The sequence below is a fragment of the Prevotella sp. lc2012 genome (genome assembly GCF_900107065.1).
Taxonomy (GTDB): domain Bacteria; phylum Bacteroidota; class Bacteroidia; order Bacteroidales; family Bacteroidaceae; genus Prevotella.
Map to the genome: position 1 here is coordinate 74607 of NZ_FNUF01000003.1, position 16259 is coordinate 90865.

Sequence of the window (16259 nt, forward strand, 5' to 3'; positions counted from 1 at the left end):
TAGCCCCCAAAAGGAGAAACCTTTTGGGGGCTAATTTATGGTAGACGACAATTCTTTCAAAATCGTCTTACTCGTATCTTTTCCTATGGTTCTTCCGAATATAGTAGTTAACAGTACTATCAAACACAAGCCACAACAGAACGTCAATTAGGAAAACGAATGTTGTTCCAAGATGATAGAAGACACCCATCATCGTGGCAAGAACCAGAAGTAAAGACACGAACACCAATACCGTCATCACACATCGCGAGCTGATACCAGTACGGAGAAGTTTATGATGAATATGATTCTTGTCAGGAAGAAAAGGATTACAATGATTTCGAACACGAACAATAACCACGCGCACAATATCAAACATCGGAAGAAACATCGTGGACAGACCAATAATCAGCATCTCACGAGGGAATGTTATTCCAGCCCCACTGGCCATATAGATGAGCAGGAAACTCACCAGATAGCCTAGAGTCAGACTGCCTGTGTCGCCCATGAAGATCTTCTTCTCCTTCTCAACATGACCAAAGACATTGAAATACCAGAACGGTAACAAGATGCCAAGCATACCAAAAGTTATCAGCATGAAGAGATGCTGCCCCTTTACCATGGCCGCCAGTCCTAGTGTGAGCAAAGAGACGAAACAGATACCAGCCGCCAAACCATCGACGCCATCTATCAGATTAATGGCATTGGTAACATAGACGACAACAAAGATTGTTAAGAGAATGCCAACCCACGTAGGTATCTCATTGATCCAGAACAGCCCAGAGAGATCATGTATCCAAAGTCCGGAAATCGGAAAGAGTACAGCACTGATAATCTGCGTCAGGAATTTCGCCTTATAGGAGACGCCTATGAGATCGTCGACCACTCCAACAAGGAAGAGTACCATCATTCCCACAAAGAGCAGTATAAACCGTGTAAACAGGTCATCCAAAGTCTCAGAGTTGTACGGCATACGCATCATCACCCATACACCTAAAGACATACATACTACTATCAAGAGAATAGGCAGGAATGTAATACCACCTAACCGGGGGACTGGTGTATGATGCATCTTCCGTTGATCAGGCATATCATAGAGCTGTTTACGATGGCTAAGAATCAGCACTCTCGGAATAAACAACCATCCTAACACTACGGACAGAAGAAATGGAATCGCAACGGAATATATTGTCAACTGTAATTCATCCATGATCCTAAAAGTTTCTTTTCTTATTCTTATAGTAACTTATCACCACCTGTAATATCAGCCACAGCGAGACATCGGTCACAAGGAGTACAGATAGGTTCCAGTCGAACCACACACATACCACATTGAGTATCACAAAGGAAAAGGTGATGATCATGATAAACACGAGCACCTGTACGGGACCCATACCACCCTGCATAAGACGATGATGGATATGATTGTTATCACGACGGAACATATTGCGGTGGTTCACCATACGGGTAACTGCCACACGGAACACGTCAAACATTGGAATGAGGAGCGTTCCAAAGCACACCATGATAACACCCTCTGGAAGACATCTTCCTCCCAGGCGGCTCAAGCCAATCACAACAACACTAAGGATATAGCCGATTGTTAGACTCCCCGTATCACCAAGATAGATATTACGTAATCCCATACGACTACCTATCACATTACGGAAGAAGAAAGGTCCCAGCATTCCTGTCATGGCACTACAGAATATTAACAGCACCAACTCGTCGGCCAAGAACGCGACAACACCAAGTACGGTAAAGGCAATCATTGCCAGACCAGAAGCGAGTCCATCCACATCATCGAGCATCGGAATAGCATTAGAAATATATAATACCGTCAACATGGTCAGTGGCATACCGATCCACCATGGCAACTCGTAAATGCCCAATACCCCATGAAGGTTGTCAAGCCACAGACCTGAGAGGGGTATCAGCAAGGCCGCCAGACACTCTATGATCAATTTCGAAGTAATGGACACTCCCAAGAGATCATCCATCACACCAAGGAGATACATGGTTGTTAAGCCTGCTGCCGCAAACATATACTGCACAAAATCCGAGTCGTTCTCAGTCATCCATAACAGCGACCCATCAAAACGTGCACATAATGCAGCCGTTGCGCCAGCACTAATCACTAAGACAGGAAAGAGAGAGACACCACCCAGACGAGGCACACGCAGTCTCCCCTTATCCCTCGTCTCAGAGGGAATCACCAGATCCTTCTTCACGCTCACCATCAGGATTCGCGGGATCATATACTGCGCCAATAAAAGCGCCAACAACAGGGGTAATATAACGGATACGTAGATCATCTATAAGTATTCAAATAGTTTGTATATATAACGCAGACTAAGGAGAAAGCGGTTCGTAACGACCCCATGCTTCTTCATAATCTGCAGATGTTCTTTCATAATAAGCGACCAACTGCCATAACCCGTAGTAGAGGCACCACCAAGACGCATCGTCACAAAGTCTTTCTTGACATATCGGGTACGTATACGATGTATGAATAACAGTCGGAGCATTATCTCAAAATCTGCGGCAATACGATATGCCGTATCAAAGATTCCATACTGGGTATAAACAGCCCTGCGGCAGTAGAACGACGGATGGGCAGGCATCATGCCAAAACGCATCATCCATCGGCGAAACACACCAGAAGAGTAATATCGAACACACCGTGACAAATCCTCGCAACTGACATAGTGAACATCGGCATAGACAGCATCAACATATTCACCACCGAAACCATCGACTACCGACTGAAGGACATCGTCCGAAGTATAAAAATCATCAGAATTGAGAATACCTACGACATCACCTGTGGCCAAGGCAAATCCCTTGTTCATAGCATCGTAAATACCATGGTCAGGCTCACTCACATATCGCATCCTACCTTCGAAGCGTGGCTCATATTCACGAATAATATCAAGTGTTCCATCTTTCGATACACCATCAACAATAATATACTCATAGTCGTGATACGTCTGACGGAGCACACTCTCCATGGTATCACGTAATGTTCGCTCACTATTATAAGTCGCAGTAATAATAGATATCTTCATATATGTTATTTCTTACAGTAAAGAGTTATACAAGGCCAGGTACTCCTGATATCTGTCTCTCTTACAGAAATTCTCCGTCACTCTCTGACGACATCTCTCCGAGCGGGTTTCCGGATAAGGTGCACAGCATATCGCCTCAATATTCTCTGCCAAGGAGTTTACATCGCCACAGGGAACCACCACGCCAGTTTCTTCGTCCACGGCTTCTGGACTACCACCTGTACGATACGTCACAACCGGTGTTCCACATGACAGCGCCTCCAGATTTGTTGTTGGGAAGTTATCCTCATATGTAGGATTAACGAACACGTCAGCCCGAGAATAGTAATGTACCAGTTGCTGCAGATTATCTGTCCGTTCTATGCCAATTATACCTTCCGGCAACGAATATATTTGCTTTTTGCTAAGACCAATCAACACAATCACATAGTCACTGCTGAGCAATGATCTCAACGCAAGGAAATCTTTCATTCCCTTTCGTGGTTCCCACATATTGCTAACACCTAGCACAACCTTCTTTCCCTGACAGAAAGAAGAAAACGAGCTATCAGCATGGAACACATCTGTGTCTATTCCGTTGTGGATACACCTTCTAGGAACATCCTTCAGGAAAGATTCGTCCAAGAGTCCATCCAACCATTCTGAGACTGGCACCAGCGTCAAATTACTGAGTGACGTAAAAGATCGTCTTTTCTGTTCATAATTTGTTTCACTCCTATCCATCAGGAGAGAAGTTGGATAGTTTTTCTGGCACGGACAATGATGACATCCATTCTTCCATCTGTCACAATCTGCATATGTAAAGAACGCACAGTGCCCTGTAATCGGCCAACAGTCGTGTAGCGTCCACACCACAGGAGTATTCATTTCTGACAGATACTGGAACAAGATCGGATAATTCAGATAATATCCATGAATATTATGCAGATGAATAATATCCGGCCTAATCCACTCTATCTCACGAATCAGTTTCCAAGTCGCGCTCGTTGAACCTAGGCCATGACGGTCGAACAGCATCGACTGTAGCCCGTGGAGATAATGGCCAAACGGACTTCCGACCTTCAACAGATGCGACTTACTCGGATTGGCATATCGCCCATATGCTATATAGCTATCCCACCCCTGAGCCATGGCCATCTCACCGATTTCTTCAGCAATACGACCATGAGAGCCCCAGTTGGCAGTTACATTAATCTGAAATAATACAGGCATATAATTCTGTTTTAAACAGAGCGTCTTTCCATCTCACCTCCTGTTTCCTCATCTATACTGATATGCAAGCGAAGGATCCAGTCGAAAATCACAAAGAACACCAGGAAAGTAATCCAACTAAAGATGTCTGCACGTACCAGATAAATACCATTGGCGAATAAGGCCATCAAGATAAAGAACTGATAGCGCGAACGTGGAACCTCGACCTTAGCGACAATGCCACCAAGGATGAACAACAGGACAATCACTCCTACTAAAGAGAGGTTCATATAGAGGTCGCCAATCATATTAGTACCCAGTCCGTAATCAGCCTGGGCAAAGTCTGTCAGGATATAACCTGTATGGATAGAATCCATATCCAACCCCGTCAGCATCCTCGTAAAGAAGGAGCCGCCAAAGGGGATAAACACGAACAGATACGGGATATAAGACCGACCATAGAGGAACCCATACACCTGCGTGTAGTCGACACCATCATAGAGTGTCTTCGCATTCACGAGAAGATCGGTCAGCAAAAGCCAACCTGCCTCAGGGGATTCCTCCAAGACCTCCATTCCATAACTGATAAACTCCGCGAAACTGGCTTCCACCAGATTATAGGAAGTAACACGCGTAATCATCAGGAAGCCCATCGCAACAACACCCATGACAATAACAGGCAACAGGTACTTCATTCTGACACGTATATAATAGCTATTGATGATTAATAACACCATCAACAACAGGAAAAGCACCTCACTACGGCTACCAATGAACAACTGACTCAGGGTGAAAGCTACCGTAGACACGATATTCAATTTGTTCCTTCCAAATAACGTCCTGACACCTCGTTCGTTCTCGCCGAGTTGTTGTGCCTGATAATACCAAGAGAGTCCTATCAACGATAGGATCATTACCATCAGTCGCGGATATAGATGGGTGACACCACTCTGAATCTGATTACTGAGGAAAACATAGATGAACACTGCCAGACTGACTCCAAACGACACATAAGCCGACCGGTTAACCGTCATCTCGGGAACTCTTATTTTCGCAGCATTTCTGTCCGAATCCTTCCGTTCAAAAAACACGCTTCCCAACATATACATCGCTATAGCCATCTGAGCAACAGAAATAGCATAAGGAATAATATCCTTGTTTGTTGAGAACTGGAAGGCAGGCAAGAAGTCATCCTCCGGATATATAAACACCGCATGAGCGTAGTTTACGATAAAGAAAGTAGGAATGAAAAATAAGTCGAAACAGACCAATCCGTTCCGACGAATCTTGTGCCAAAGATACAATGTGCCGAAAATCAGGAATGTGGTCATCTCCCAAACACAAAAAAGCTTTGAGAACGACGATGGCACCATGATTATCGATGCCAATGAGATGATAACAAATATGAGGGCTACTAACTGCATGATTGATCACATATTCTTCCGTGCCCTTCTGATAGCACTCGAAGCAAGCCTATCTGCATGACATGCCACAGCCGTCAACAATAGTTTATGCTTCAGTTCTATGCCAGAACGCCAGATACTCACCTCTGGATAGAGAGAACGGATATACTTATAATCAGACTGATCGGCCAAAGCGAGCAACGTCACTTTGTTATACAACTTCGCCAAGTTGATGGCGTCGGCATAAAAGTCGGCATTGTCCACTTTTCGGAAGAAAGTCTCAAGAATAGAGAGTGCCTCTACCGTACAATCAATACCATGACGATTGATAACTGCCGTATATGACTCTTGATTATATTTCACATAATGATATAGAGGAGCATCGACCTTCGCCACACGATTGGCATAATAAGCTATCCGTGGTAATACGGCATAATCCTCGGCCATGTTTAACCCCTCCGGAGTGAACAACTGATGGTCTATCACCAAAGAACGACGAATCAGTTTTCCCGCAATACCCTGAAAGCTCTTTCTTATCAGAAGAGAACGGGCATACTCATCCTTGTCAGACGGTACTCTGTCGTGATGACAATAAGTGTGGTCAGTACTGACGAAGTTGAGATCACCAACCACAATATCCGCTCCTGTGTCCTCTGCCTTCTGTACTAACTGGCTCACAGCATCTGCAGAGAGATAATCATCGCTATCAACATGGATCACGTATTCTCCTGTGGCTTGTTCTACCGCCGTCTTCCTGGCAGCCGCCAAACCACGGTTATGGTCATGACGCACCGTCCGGACAGCAGAACGACGATCGGGATAGTCCTGAAGGGTCTGTTCCAGCACCTCCATACTCCGATCCTTCGTACAATCGTCAACAAAGAGATATTCTATCTCCGGATAGGTCTGCTCCATCAGAGAGCGGACACACTTCCCGATATATTTCTCCACCCCATAGACGGGGACACAGACCGTCACTTTTATCGCCGCCATCCTATCAATTTCTTTAGCGTTCCATGCTGCTCATAAACCGATCCCGTCAACAAGAGCAAGGTGAACAGTCTGTGCCTTACCAAGAAGGTTATCAGTTTTGACGAGAATCCTTGCGGACGGAAATAGCGCCCGAAATTCAGGAAATACGCCTTAGGAATTCCACGCAACAAATGTAGTCTCTCCTGGTAGTTGTATGAGGATGTTCCGGCATACAGGCACTTGACACAACGAAGGAATGTATCAGAGGTTCTATTACGCCACACCAGTTCCGTCTGTTCCTCGGGCGACACATCTAGACGCCACACAAAGGCAGTCATCTCAGAGAGACAATTCTGGAAACACTCATATTCCGACTCAAAGGAATAGTAACTGGTACTAAGAGAACCGTCACGCATATTCACCAAATAGTTCTCCGACTTGAGAAGCACCACGCGATGGATCTTATTCAGGTAGCGGAAGAAGTGAATCATATCCTCCCCATAGTGAACACCTACCGGAAAACGGATATCATTCTTCATCAAGACTGTCCGATTGAATAATTTTGCGACAGGTCCTGAGAGCTGAAGAACAGAATGATCCAACAGATATCTCACCATCTCCTTGCCATCCAGATAGACATCTTCCATCAGAAGACCAGTAAGACGGGATTTACAGATGTTACCTATCACGAGACACTCATCCGTATCCGCAGCCTTAATCATATCCGACAGGTAATCGGGAAGCACTTCGTCATCGCTATCCACGAAACAAACCCATTCACCTTGTGCCTGATCAACGCCATAGTTACGGGCAGCACTAACCCCCGCGTTCTTTTGATGAAACACCCGGACCCGAGAGTCTTTCTGCTGATAGGAATCACACAGTGCACCACTGCCGTCAGTACTGCCGTCATCAACTAACAGCAGTTCAAAATCGGCATAGTTCTGACTAAGAATGCTGTCTATACATCTTTTCAGGTATTTCTCCGTATTATATACGGGTACAATAATACTGATCTTCATGGTTTTATAACTTGCTATTATAATACTTCAGCATCAGATGGAGATAAGGTACCGCAAGCGACTGTGGCAACAGGGCATGGAGATCACGCACCTGCTTCTTCAGGTCACAGCCGTCAATACGACAACTCTCTGACCATGACGAACCCATCATCTTACGCTGCTCTCGGTAATAATCCCGGAAAAGGGACGGCGCCTCTCGGGCCACCCGGTTTAGACAACTGATACGGAAGTTTTGGATAATATGGTGTACATCGGCATTCCCCCGCAGTCCATGACTGACAGCGAAATCGTACATCTCTTTCAATATGATATTCAGAGATTCTGCCCGACGAGGAGAGAACGCTCTGACTGTGATACTACCCTCACGGAGTTTATAGATATAGGTTTCTGCCCCGACAGCAGCCAACGACTGTGCCATACAGGCGATCTCAAAACTCCATAACTCATCCTCATGAAGGATTCCCTCACGGAAGCGCAGACGACAGTCGTTAAGGAAAGAGCGCCTGTAGAGCTTGTTAACAGACATCACGTACCAGTCCTGCTGGCGATACGCCTTTAACACCTCTTGTCCTTGGAGAACCGTACCGTCCGACAAACGCAATGGAATCTTCTGCATACCACTGCCCTCCAGACGATAATCGCCCACCGTCAGGTCGTAGCTTACTGTCGCTATGGGAGCAGCCAAAGCCTCTATGCAGTCTGGTGTAATCTCGTCATCACTGTCGAGAAAATAAACATAATCGCCAGTAGCGTTGTCAAGCCCCGTATTCCGGGCAGCAGACAAACCGCGATTATGCTCATGACGGACAATCCTGAAGTCAACCGGCCCTTGGTAGTCCTGAAGCGTACGTTCTACGACAGTCATACTGTCGTCGGTACCACAGTCATCGACCAAGATACACTCCAACGGCTCTTGCCATGTCTGACACATGACACTGTGGATACAGTCTGCGACAAACGGCGCAACATTGTATATGGGGATAATAATCGTTACTTTCATTTCATATATTACATCAGATCGCACAGTCGTTCACGGCGATAGAATGAGAACAGTATGACGGTGACCAGAACTGTCAGGATAACCTTTACCCATATTCCCATATGCATCACCTCGTTGGCCACCAGCAAGTCAAACAGAATGACCAACAAGATTGGAACGATACGCCAGCGGTTCCCCAACCATTGATGAACACTACGCCTGTAATATCCCACTAAGAACGGTATCATCAACTGACTCCAATATGAGATAATCGTAGAGTAGATGGCTGCACGGAAGCCAAAGACAGGAATAAGCAAGTAGCACAACAAGAAGTTCAGAACACCAGGTACGAATACCAGCCATAACAACTGCATCGTATTCTTCTCTATAAATGCCGGAGTACTCATAAAGGTATAGAATGAGAACACGACATTGGCAAAACACAGGAGACAGGCGATGTCACACGATTGAGCCAGACGAGCATTTCTGATCAGCAGGGAGTAGATCTCCGGCATCCAGATACAGATAACGAACGAAGCTGTCAGTGCTACGGCCTGACAGAGGAAATATAGCTTTCTATACGCTGGGAAGTCACCGCTTCTGAAGGCTCTCTGGATCTGAGGCATCAGAGCCGTCACCAGCGCAGTAGTGGCCACCACAGCATAGTCTCCCATCGCACTACCATGACTGAACAGACCGATCTCGTCGTAAGAAACGCCACACTGACTCATCACAATCCTTGCAGAACTCGTCAGTAGAACGAATCCCAGAGTATGCGGCACCAGCGGCAAGGCAATTTTCAGCATGCCACAGATACGTCTCCAATGCCGATCCCATATCGGTTTGATATTGAAGTCGATCCATACATACTTCACAAATACCGCAAAGACGAATATGCCTGAAACGGCACCCGAGGAAACCAGTCCCCAATAGCCTAGCCGGAAAAAGTATATGAGCACGAAGGATACCAGCATGCCCAACACCGATCCCATCAGATTGGTGAACACCAATGGTTTCGGACGTTCCACCAACGGGAAGATATGCTGCGCTAACAGACTATTCGCCAAGAGGAATATCGGTATCGACCCTGCCACACAGAGTCCCAACTCTTCCAACGGCGCTCCCACCGGTAGGGTGAGCATCAGGATGATCATGTTCAGCAACCCGAAGAGGAACGATGACATGAGCACCAGCGTCAGCACTCTTCCCCATACCAGATGATAATGACGGGGATTCTCAAAGAAGCTGTTAGTCAGATGTACGTTCAGTCCCAGGGGGGCTATCGACACAAACAGACTGGTATAGGATGTAAGTACGCCATAGATACCATAGTCGTAGGTGGTCAGAAATGGTGTTGTCAACGGCAGCATGACAATACTCAACAGCATTGTCAGCTTGGGTACAACCCCATAATAGATCGTGTTAGTGACTATCTTCCTTGTTGACATTCCTACTTGTCTGTTAACAACTGGTGCTTAAGCAGTTCCTCCTTGATGGGGATCAGGTGGTCGACAGGGATCTGGAGTATATCACTCATCCCTATCAGATCATTCCGTCCATCAGCATAGGCGATAAAATGCTGCATGGAACGGACCGCATCATATGACCCTTTCTGACTGATGGTCGGATAAAGGCCTCGTTTCCCCAGTTGCGGCTCACATGGACAAGTCATCCGATAATGAGCGTTATGCTCTAAGGCATTGATGACTTTAACCATCACCTCATAGGCACCCTGCAGTCCTTCCGCACTAATGAGCGACAGGTCGTCGGCAGAGGTGTGATACTCTGGGTATTCCGAATACTTACTACGACAGAACGCACACACGGGCAGGTCAACACCTGCCGAGCCGTATTGCCGTTCGTCGGAACCACGCTGGATGAACGAATAATGCTGATAGGCCGGCGCGTGGAACTGCAGGATATTCCGCAGAACCCTGTCAGCCAGCGTATCTTCATATTTTGTCGACACCATCGAATAGGTACGATCGTCTCCCACACAACTCAGTACGAATCCTGCTTTCACATGCTGTTGCATAACAGACAGGTTACGACTCAGGTAAGTGATAGAACCGATGGTCTCTGGGATGAAGACAAAACGATAGGTATACTTACGACGTGGCAGACTCTCCACATAACGTATCAACTCTGTCTGCACACAAGGTCCGGACAACTCGTTATTGGCCATCGAAGGGTGACAGAGATAGGTAGAGAAGAATATCTCGTCGTCAGTCTCTCCTGGCAGGATCAGTTCACCATAGGTGAGACTTCCATCCTCAAGCGTACTGTCTATACACACCTCGTATTTCTCATCTGTCAGCATCTGCTTCTGATTCTCAGACATACAGAATCCCCAACGCTCTTTATAATAGGAGGTAACGTAAGGAATCCAGTCTGGCTGCTCAGGCTGGGTATAGACATGCGCCAGCAGCTCCTCCCGACTCACCGTCTGGTGGACAGGCACAGAATAACCCAGGACATGAAGGTTACAATCCTTGAAATCAATGATGGTCTCACCCTTCATATTCCGGATCCAACCACCACGGATATTCCATTCACGTGGCACAGTCCAGTCGAAGACCTGCGTGCCCGACGGTACCTCAGAAACAGATATTCCGGGTACAGTCGCACGGATGATCTCCAGCGACTGCCGGAAGCCGTCGCCTGTGATACTACGGCAGATGGGAAACAGGCGCACAGCCATGTCATACATCCTCTGTCCGACATTCATCACTTTATTCTCCATCCTTCATTCTTTATCAGATCATGGTCACTGCCGCATAGCAGGCACGAAGCGCCAGATGGCGGTGAACACTGAACCCATTCTTGTTGACCCCGTCCACATCATGGTATTTACCCACATAGATACGGTCGCCATTATGATCGACATCACTGCACCACACGAAATCATGATACCACAGATGCTCGCCATAACGGAAATAATAGGCAAAGAACGTAAAGGCACATAGGATCGCTGTCGGGAACACATAGTGCTGTGTCATCAACTCCTCAGGCATCACAGCTCTTGAAGACTCCACGACACACTTTCGCACCAGGTACCAACGCGACTCCAACGTCTGATCGATAAATGCCTCGTTCATATACCAATCCTGATTATAGAAACAGGGTTCGCTCACGTCGGGATCAACACCAAACACCTCACGGAGGCTGCGGATGGTGATCTCTTTGTCTCCGATACGCGGAAGTCCCATCACAAGAATATAATCATTGGCGTACTTTTCCAACTCCGCCAGCGGATAATTCATTTCGGGAACAGGAATCTCTCCCTCCCATCCTAACCGCTCAACGAAAGGCCGTAACTCATCAGGACCGATGAAAGAATCACCAAAAAGGTGTTTCAGTTGCGATATCATATTCATGCCTTTTCTGTCAGTTGTTGTTCTTTCCATCTCTGATAGTCAATCACTTCCTGTGCATGAGCGAGATGCCCCATGGCAGTATATTTCTCTATACGCAGGATCTCTGCTTCAAGACGATCCAGACGAGTACCCCAGCCGGCATCAACGAACCAGTCCAGGTGACGTACGGGTGCATTATAGAGTATCAGCCCGCTCTTTGTATCAAGCACCTCACGAAGGAAAGTCAGATAAGCCCGATACTGGTGCTCAGGTGAGGCTACAAGAACAAGTCGTTTCCAACCCCTCTCCATAGCCATGCGCACCACCTCTACAGCCTGTTCCCGCGTGTTCAGTGAACGATCCTCATGGATGATGTCACATGCAGGCACACCCTCTTTCAACATCAGTGGAAGCACCTCCGAAAACGGATAACTGCCATAGGCGCGATCAACGATATTGCCACTGAACACAATCTTCGGTGCTACACCTTTCTTATATAGCGACACTGCTTCCTGATATCGGAAGAAGCCGTCGCCCTCCAACAAGATGATAGCATCAGAGGGAGTCAGACAGTCATTGTCGACAATGGCCAGTATCTTTTCTCTATCGGTGATCATCGTTTACAGATCCTCCCAGAATATCGGATCATTAGCAGGGATATCCTTGTTGACGGTCTTACCGATAATCGTACTCTTGAACTTCGGCGGAATGCCCAAAGCAGGACGCAGCACATCAATGTCTGCTTCCGTAATCACCTGACCCTTCTTGAGTGCGTTCTTCGCGTAGAGGCAACGACGCTGCACAAACACCGTCTCACCTTCCTCTGCGACCACTTCCTTACGGGTGCTACCCATCGCACGTTCCACCTCACGAATGGAGTCAACCATGAACTTGAACTCCTGAGGCTCCATCGAGTGAGGATGATCAGGACCCTTATCATTCTTGTTGAGCGTAAAGTGCTTCTCGATGACACGACCACCTAAGACGACAGACGCCAGTGCCACCACATGACCAGGCGAATGGTCAGAGTAACCCGTCAGACAGTCGAAAGCCGACTGATATGTCTTCAGTACGTTCACATTGGCACTGTCAATCTTCGAGGGATAGTTCGTGATGCACTGCATCAGCACGAGGTCCTTGTTACCCGTCTTCTCTATGGTACGTACGGCCTCGTCAATCTCCGACATCGTAGCATCACCAGTTGCGAGCATCACAGGAATACCTTTCTTGGCAGTATACTCGAGCATCTCCAACCAAGTGATCTCACCAGAGCCGATTTTGATGAACGGCAGCTTCATGTCGGCACAAAGGTCTACAGCCTCCTTGAAATACGGAGACGTAGAGAAGTCGATACCCACCTGCTTACAGTAGTCCGCAATCTCCTGATGCCATTCCATCGGGAACTCCACATCCTTGAATACCTCACTCACCGTACGGCCCCACGAGCCATGCACGCCATGAAGCGTCATCTTGGAGAAACCACCCTCCGAGACAATGCTCTCTGCCTTAAAGGTCTGGAACTTCGCACAGTCGGCACCAGCTTCCTTGGCCGCATCGATCAGACGTTTTGCCTTGTCCATGCTACCATCGAAGTTACCACCAATCTCTGCGATGAAATAGGTTGGATAGTCCGGACCTATCATCCGGTCGCCTATCTTGATATTCTTGTTAAAGTTCAGCATATTATTGAGTTTTTAGTTTGTTTATCTTTTGCTGATCAGATCTTTCTCTTTCTGTTCAACATCTGCATTCAGACGACTCACCTCGGGATGAGCATCCAAATACTGATATATCCGTTCGTTAGGAATGGGATACCCGTCGTAGAGGGCCTCATAGATACGTCCAGCCACCTCATAGTCGCGATCGGTATCAACCGTCAGTCGGTAGTCACCATGCAGAGTCAGACGATAGGGTATCCTACGTACCTTGAAAAGCTCAGGGTGGAGATACAGATAGGGCGTGACATGCTCGCGCTCACGATCGGACGAAGCCTGCTGATAGGCTTCCTCCAAGCCCTTGGCATAGAACACCTCAACACCTGTACCCAACGGACAACCTGTTGTCGAAACATAATCACAGTCAGACAAAGCCTCTATCTGACGGTCGGCCTGCTGCCAGTCCACAAAGGGATTATCACTGGTAGCCCGCACCACGATTTCCGGCTGATAGACCTTGATACAGTCATGGAAACGCTCCAGCACGTTGTCCTCACTACCTCGGAAACAAGGTATCCCCTTCTCATTCAGGAATCTCTCAAGGGCATCATTACACGTCCCGACAGGGATGGCAAAGACCACTTTGTCGATATGCTTGCTCAGACTCAGACGGGCATACACATGCTCTGCAATCGTCTTTCCGGCATGATCATCCGACACGGTCCCTGCAGCCACATCCTTACCCAACGGCATCACTACCTTGTCTGGCAGACGCGACGACGTCAGACGAGCCTGTACGATACACAACACCTTTACCATATGGTCCATCCTCCGTCAACTTGTATATTCTGTCCTACCACATACCGTGAGGCATCCGAAGCCAAGAAAAGAACGGCTCCCTTCAGATCCTCTGGATCACCCAGACGATGAGACGGGTTCTTCTCACGCAGTCTGTCGGCAAACACCTTGTTCTCCTGCACCTTCGGCGACGGGAACGGACCTGGTGAAATACTGTTCACACGAATCTTCCGATCGATCAGATATGTTCCGAAATAACGGGTCATCTGTATCACGGCAGCCTTACCCGCACTATAGTTCACTGGAATCAGTGAGGCCTCACAGGGAGGCTCATAGACAGCGAGGTAAGGTGAAACGATACCATACATAGATGCGATATTCACAATGGAACCGCCTTCACGCATAAACGGGAGCACCTCCCGGATACACTTATAGGTGCTACCAGCGATGCCCTCGATACACTGCACCCAGTCTTCATCAGAGAGATCTTCCGATTTCTTCCCGATACCGGCATACTGTGCGGCATTGTTGATCAGCACATCAATGCCACCTTTCTCCTCGGCCACCTTGGAAAAAGCCTCCTGGATGCTCGCCGAGTCCATAATATTGATCTTGACAAAGCGCAGTGAACTATCCTGACCGAAGACGGAAATGAATTTCTCATGACTGGAACCTGCCACATAGACCGTTGCACCTGCATCGGCCAACGAGGCCACCATGGCTCTGCCCAGATGTCCACAACCGCCTGTCACGACGGCAGTCTTGCCTTTCAGCGAGAAAAGATCAAGCGTATTCATGCGCTACAGATTATTTAACCTCAAAGCCTGGGATGATCTTCTTGAATTTCTCACGCAGACTCTCAACGGTCTCCCACGACTCATTGTTGTCCGAAGCATAATAGAAGTCCTGCGGCACAAACTTACCACCGTGACGCTCCAGATACTCCTCCGTCGTGTGGTTATAGGCCACAGAGGGGAGAATCGCATAATACTTGCCGATATCGATGGTGTTCAGCGCATCGGTCTTGGTGATCATCTCCTCATGCAGTTTCTCTCCCGGACGGATACCCACCTCTACCTGTTTCAGATTGGGAGCGATGGCTGTAGCCACATCCGTGATACGGTATGAAGGAATCTTCGGAATAAACAACTCACCACCGACATGGTTCTTGAGAGCCCACATCACGAGATCGACACCCTCCTGAAGGGAGATATTAAAACGCGTCATTCTCATGTCTGTGATCGGCAGTTCCTTGGCACCCTCATCACGCAGTTTGATAAAGAAAGGAATCACCGAACCGCGACTGCCCATCACATTTCCATAACGTACGACGGAGAAACGGATGTCGCGTGAACCTTTTATATTGTTGGCCGCGATGAACAACTTATCCGATGTCAGTTTCGTCGCACCATAGAGATTACAAGGTGCACAGGCCTTATCCGTAGAAAGTGCCACGATGTCCTTCACACCACACTCAATAGCAGCGTTGATCACGTTCACCGCACCATTGACATTGGTCTTGATACACTCACGAGGGTTATACTCCGCAGTATCCACCTGTTTGATGGCGGCGGCATGAATAATCACATCCACGCCATCACAAGCCATCTTCAGGCGCTCTCCGTCACGGACATCACCAATCAAGAAGCGAAGCATCGGGTAATCCTTGGGAGGATACTTCTGCCGCATATTATACTGTTTCAATTCTCCACGCGAATAGATGACGATTTTCTTCACATTCGGGTAATCGCGGAGGATGGTCTCCACGAACTTATTACCGAAGGAACCTGTTCCACCAGTAATCAATACTGTTTTCCCATTTAGCATATACCTAAT

Annotated in this window: 16 protein-coding genes; all 16 read right to left on the bottom strand. The window is 47.5% G+C overall.

All coding sequences use genetic code 11. From position 1 onward, the window contains the following. Positions 1-67 precede the first annotated feature (67 nt). The 16 genes from BLU99_RS06925 to pseB are packed head-to-tail and all read right to left on the bottom strand — an operon-like array spanning position 68 to position 16250. A complete protein-coding gene (locus tag BLU99_RS06925) occupies positions 68-1189 on the bottom strand; it encodes an MraY family glycosyltransferase (RefSeq protein ID WP_091900513.1) in 1122 nt (373 codons plus the stop codon). 4 nt (positions 1190-1193) lie between these two features. Continuing rightward, the gene (locus tag BLU99_RS06930; protein ID WP_091900515.1) at positions 1194-2294 is read right to left on the bottom strand and encodes an MraY family glycosyltransferase; all 1101 of its coding nucleotides are present in this window, start codon (positions 2292-2294) and stop codon (positions 1194-1196) included. Continuing rightward, on the bottom strand, positions 2295-3047 hold the full coding sequence (locus BLU99_RS06935) for a glycosyltransferase family 2 protein (protein ID WP_091900516.1): 753 nt from the start codon (positions 3045-3047) through the stop codon (positions 2295-2297). A 12-nt stretch (positions 3048-3059) separates the two neighbouring features. Further along, positions 3060-4259: a glycosyltransferase gene (locus tag BLU99_RS06940; RefSeq protein ID WP_091900518.1), complete on the bottom strand. Its 1200-nt coding sequence runs from the start codon at positions 4257-4259 to the stop codon at positions 3060-3062. Positions 4260-4270: 11 nt separating this feature from the next. Continuing rightward, positions 4271-5662: an O-antigen polysaccharide polymerase Wzy gene (gene wzy, locus BLU99_RS06945; protein WP_144006108.1), complete on the bottom strand. Its 1392-nt coding sequence runs from the start codon at positions 5660-5662 to the stop codon at positions 4271-4273. A 6-nt stretch (positions 5663-5668) separates the two neighbouring features. Then, positions 5669-6634, bottom strand: a complete 966-nt coding sequence (locus BLU99_RS06950) for a glycosyltransferase family 2 protein (RefSeq protein ID WP_091900523.1) — start codon at positions 6632-6634, stop codon at positions 5669-5671. Further along, positions 6622-7635: a glycosyltransferase family 2 protein gene (locus tag BLU99_RS06955; RefSeq protein WP_091900525.1), complete on the bottom strand. Its 1014-nt coding sequence runs from the start codon at positions 7633-7635 to the stop codon at positions 6622-6624. The genes BLU99_RS06950 and BLU99_RS06955 overlap by 13 nt, the downstream gene beginning before the upstream one ends. Before the next feature lie 4 nt (positions 7636-7639). Continuing rightward, positions 7640-8635 carry a glycosyltransferase family 2 protein gene (locus tag BLU99_RS06960; RefSeq protein WP_091900528.1) on the bottom strand — a complete coding sequence of 332 codons (996 nt, stop codon included), beginning with the start codon at positions 8633-8635 and terminating at the stop codon, positions 7640-7642. An 8-nt stretch (positions 8636-8643) separates the two neighbouring features. Next, positions 8644-10062, bottom strand: coding sequence for a lipopolysaccharide biosynthesis protein (locus tag BLU99_RS06965; RefSeq protein ID WP_091900530.1), 1419 nt, complete (start codon positions 10060-10062; stop codon positions 8644-8646). Between the two features lie 2 nt (positions 10063-10064). Next, positions 10065-11357: a DUF4910 domain-containing protein gene (locus BLU99_RS06970; protein WP_218128542.1), complete on the bottom strand. Its 1293-nt coding sequence runs from the start codon at positions 11355-11357 to the stop codon at positions 10065-10067. Between the two features lie 13 nt (positions 11358-11370). After that, entirely contained in the window at positions 11371-12021 is a 651-nt protein-coding gene (locus tag BLU99_RS06975; protein WP_255397488.1) for a hypothetical protein, read from the bottom strand. Continuing rightward, entirely contained in the window at positions 11988-12587 is a 600-nt protein-coding gene (locus BLU99_RS06980) for a YdcF family protein (protein ID WP_091900535.1), read from the bottom strand. The genes BLU99_RS06975 and BLU99_RS06980 overlap by 34 nt, the downstream gene beginning before the upstream one ends. A 3-nt stretch (positions 12588-12590) precedes the next feature. Then, entirely contained in the window at positions 12591-13652 is a 1062-nt protein-coding gene (locus tag BLU99_RS06985) for an N-acetylneuraminate synthase family protein (protein ID WP_091900537.1), read from the bottom strand. Positions 13653-13673: 21 nt separating this feature from the next. After that, complete coding sequence (locus BLU99_RS06990) at positions 13674-14444, bottom strand: cytidylyltransferase domain-containing protein (RefSeq protein WP_176771072.1); 771 nt, start codon at positions 14442-14444, stop codon at positions 13674-13676. Further along, the gene (locus tag BLU99_RS06995) at positions 14438-15220 is read right to left on the bottom strand and encodes an SDR family oxidoreductase (protein ID WP_091900542.1); all 783 of its coding nucleotides are present in this window, start codon (positions 15218-15220) and stop codon (positions 14438-14440) included. Before BLU99_RS06995 ends, BLU99_RS06990 begins: the two co-directional genes overlap by 7 nt. Positions 15221-15230: 10 nt before the next feature. Continuing rightward, entirely contained in the window at positions 15231-16250 is a 1020-nt protein-coding gene (gene pseB / locus BLU99_RS07000; RefSeq protein WP_091900545.1) for a UDP-N-acetylglucosamine 4,6-dehydratase (inverting), read from the bottom strand. Positions 16251-16259: the final 9 nt, after the last annotated feature.

Bases quoted from the DNA above. Each gene is read 5' to 3' on its own strand.
- BLU99_RS06925 (WP_091900513.1), bottom strand. From the start codon at position 1,189: ATGGATGAATTACAGTTGACAATATATTCCGTTGCGATTCCATTTCTT.
- BLU99_RS06930 (WP_091900515.1), bottom strand. From the start codon at position 2,294: ATGATCTACGTATCCGTTATATTACCCCTGTTGTTGGCGCTTTTATTG.
- BLU99_RS06935 (WP_091900516.1), bottom strand. From the start codon at position 3,047: ATGAAGATATCTATTATTACTGCGACTTATAATAGTGAGCGAACATTA.
- BLU99_RS06940 (WP_091900518.1), bottom strand. From the start codon at position 4,259: ATGCCTGTATTATTTCAGATTAATGTAACTGCCAACTGGGGCTCTCAT.
- wzy (WP_144006108.1), bottom strand. From the start codon at position 5,662: ATGCAGTTAGTAGCCCTCATATTTGTTATCATCTCATTGGCATCGATA.
- BLU99_RS06950 (WP_091900523.1), bottom strand. From the start codon at position 6,634: ATGGCGGCGATAAAAGTGACGGTCTGTGTCCCCGTCTATGGGGTGGAG.
- BLU99_RS06955 (WP_091900525.1), bottom strand. From the start codon at position 7,635: ATGAAGATCAGTATTATTGTACCCGTATATAATACGGAGAAATACCTG.
- BLU99_RS06960 (WP_091900528.1), bottom strand. From the start codon at position 8,635: ATGAAAGTAACGATTATTATCCCCATATACAATGTTGCGCCGTTTGTC.
- BLU99_RS06965 (WP_091900530.1), bottom strand. From the start codon at position 10,062: ATGTCAACAAGGAAGATAGTCACTAACACGATCTATTATGGGGTTGTA.
- BLU99_RS06970 (WP_218128542.1), bottom strand. From the start codon at position 11,357: ATGGAGAATAAAGTGATGAATGTCGGACAGAGGATGTATGACATGGCT.
- BLU99_RS06975 (WP_255397488.1), bottom strand. From the start codon at position 12,021: ATGGAAAGAACAACAACTGACAGAAAAGGCATGAATATGATATCGCAA.
- BLU99_RS06980 (WP_091900535.1), bottom strand. From the start codon at position 12,587: ATGATCACCGATAGAGAAAAGATACTGGCCATTGTCGACAATGACTGT.
- BLU99_RS06985 (WP_091900537.1), bottom strand. From the start codon at position 13,652: ATGCTGAACTTTAACAAGAATATCAAGATAGGCGACCGGATGATAGGT.
- BLU99_RS06990 (WP_176771072.1), bottom strand. From the start codon at position 14,444: ATGGTAAAGGTGTTGTGTATCGTACAGGCTCGTCTGACGTCGTCGCGT.
- BLU99_RS06995 (WP_091900542.1), bottom strand. From the start codon at position 15,220: ATGAATACGCTTGATCTTTTCTCGCTGAAAGGCAAGACTGCCGTCGTG.
- pseB (WP_091900545.1), bottom strand. From the start codon at position 16,250: ATGCTAAATGGGAAAACAGTATTGATTACTGGTGGAACAGGTTCCTTC.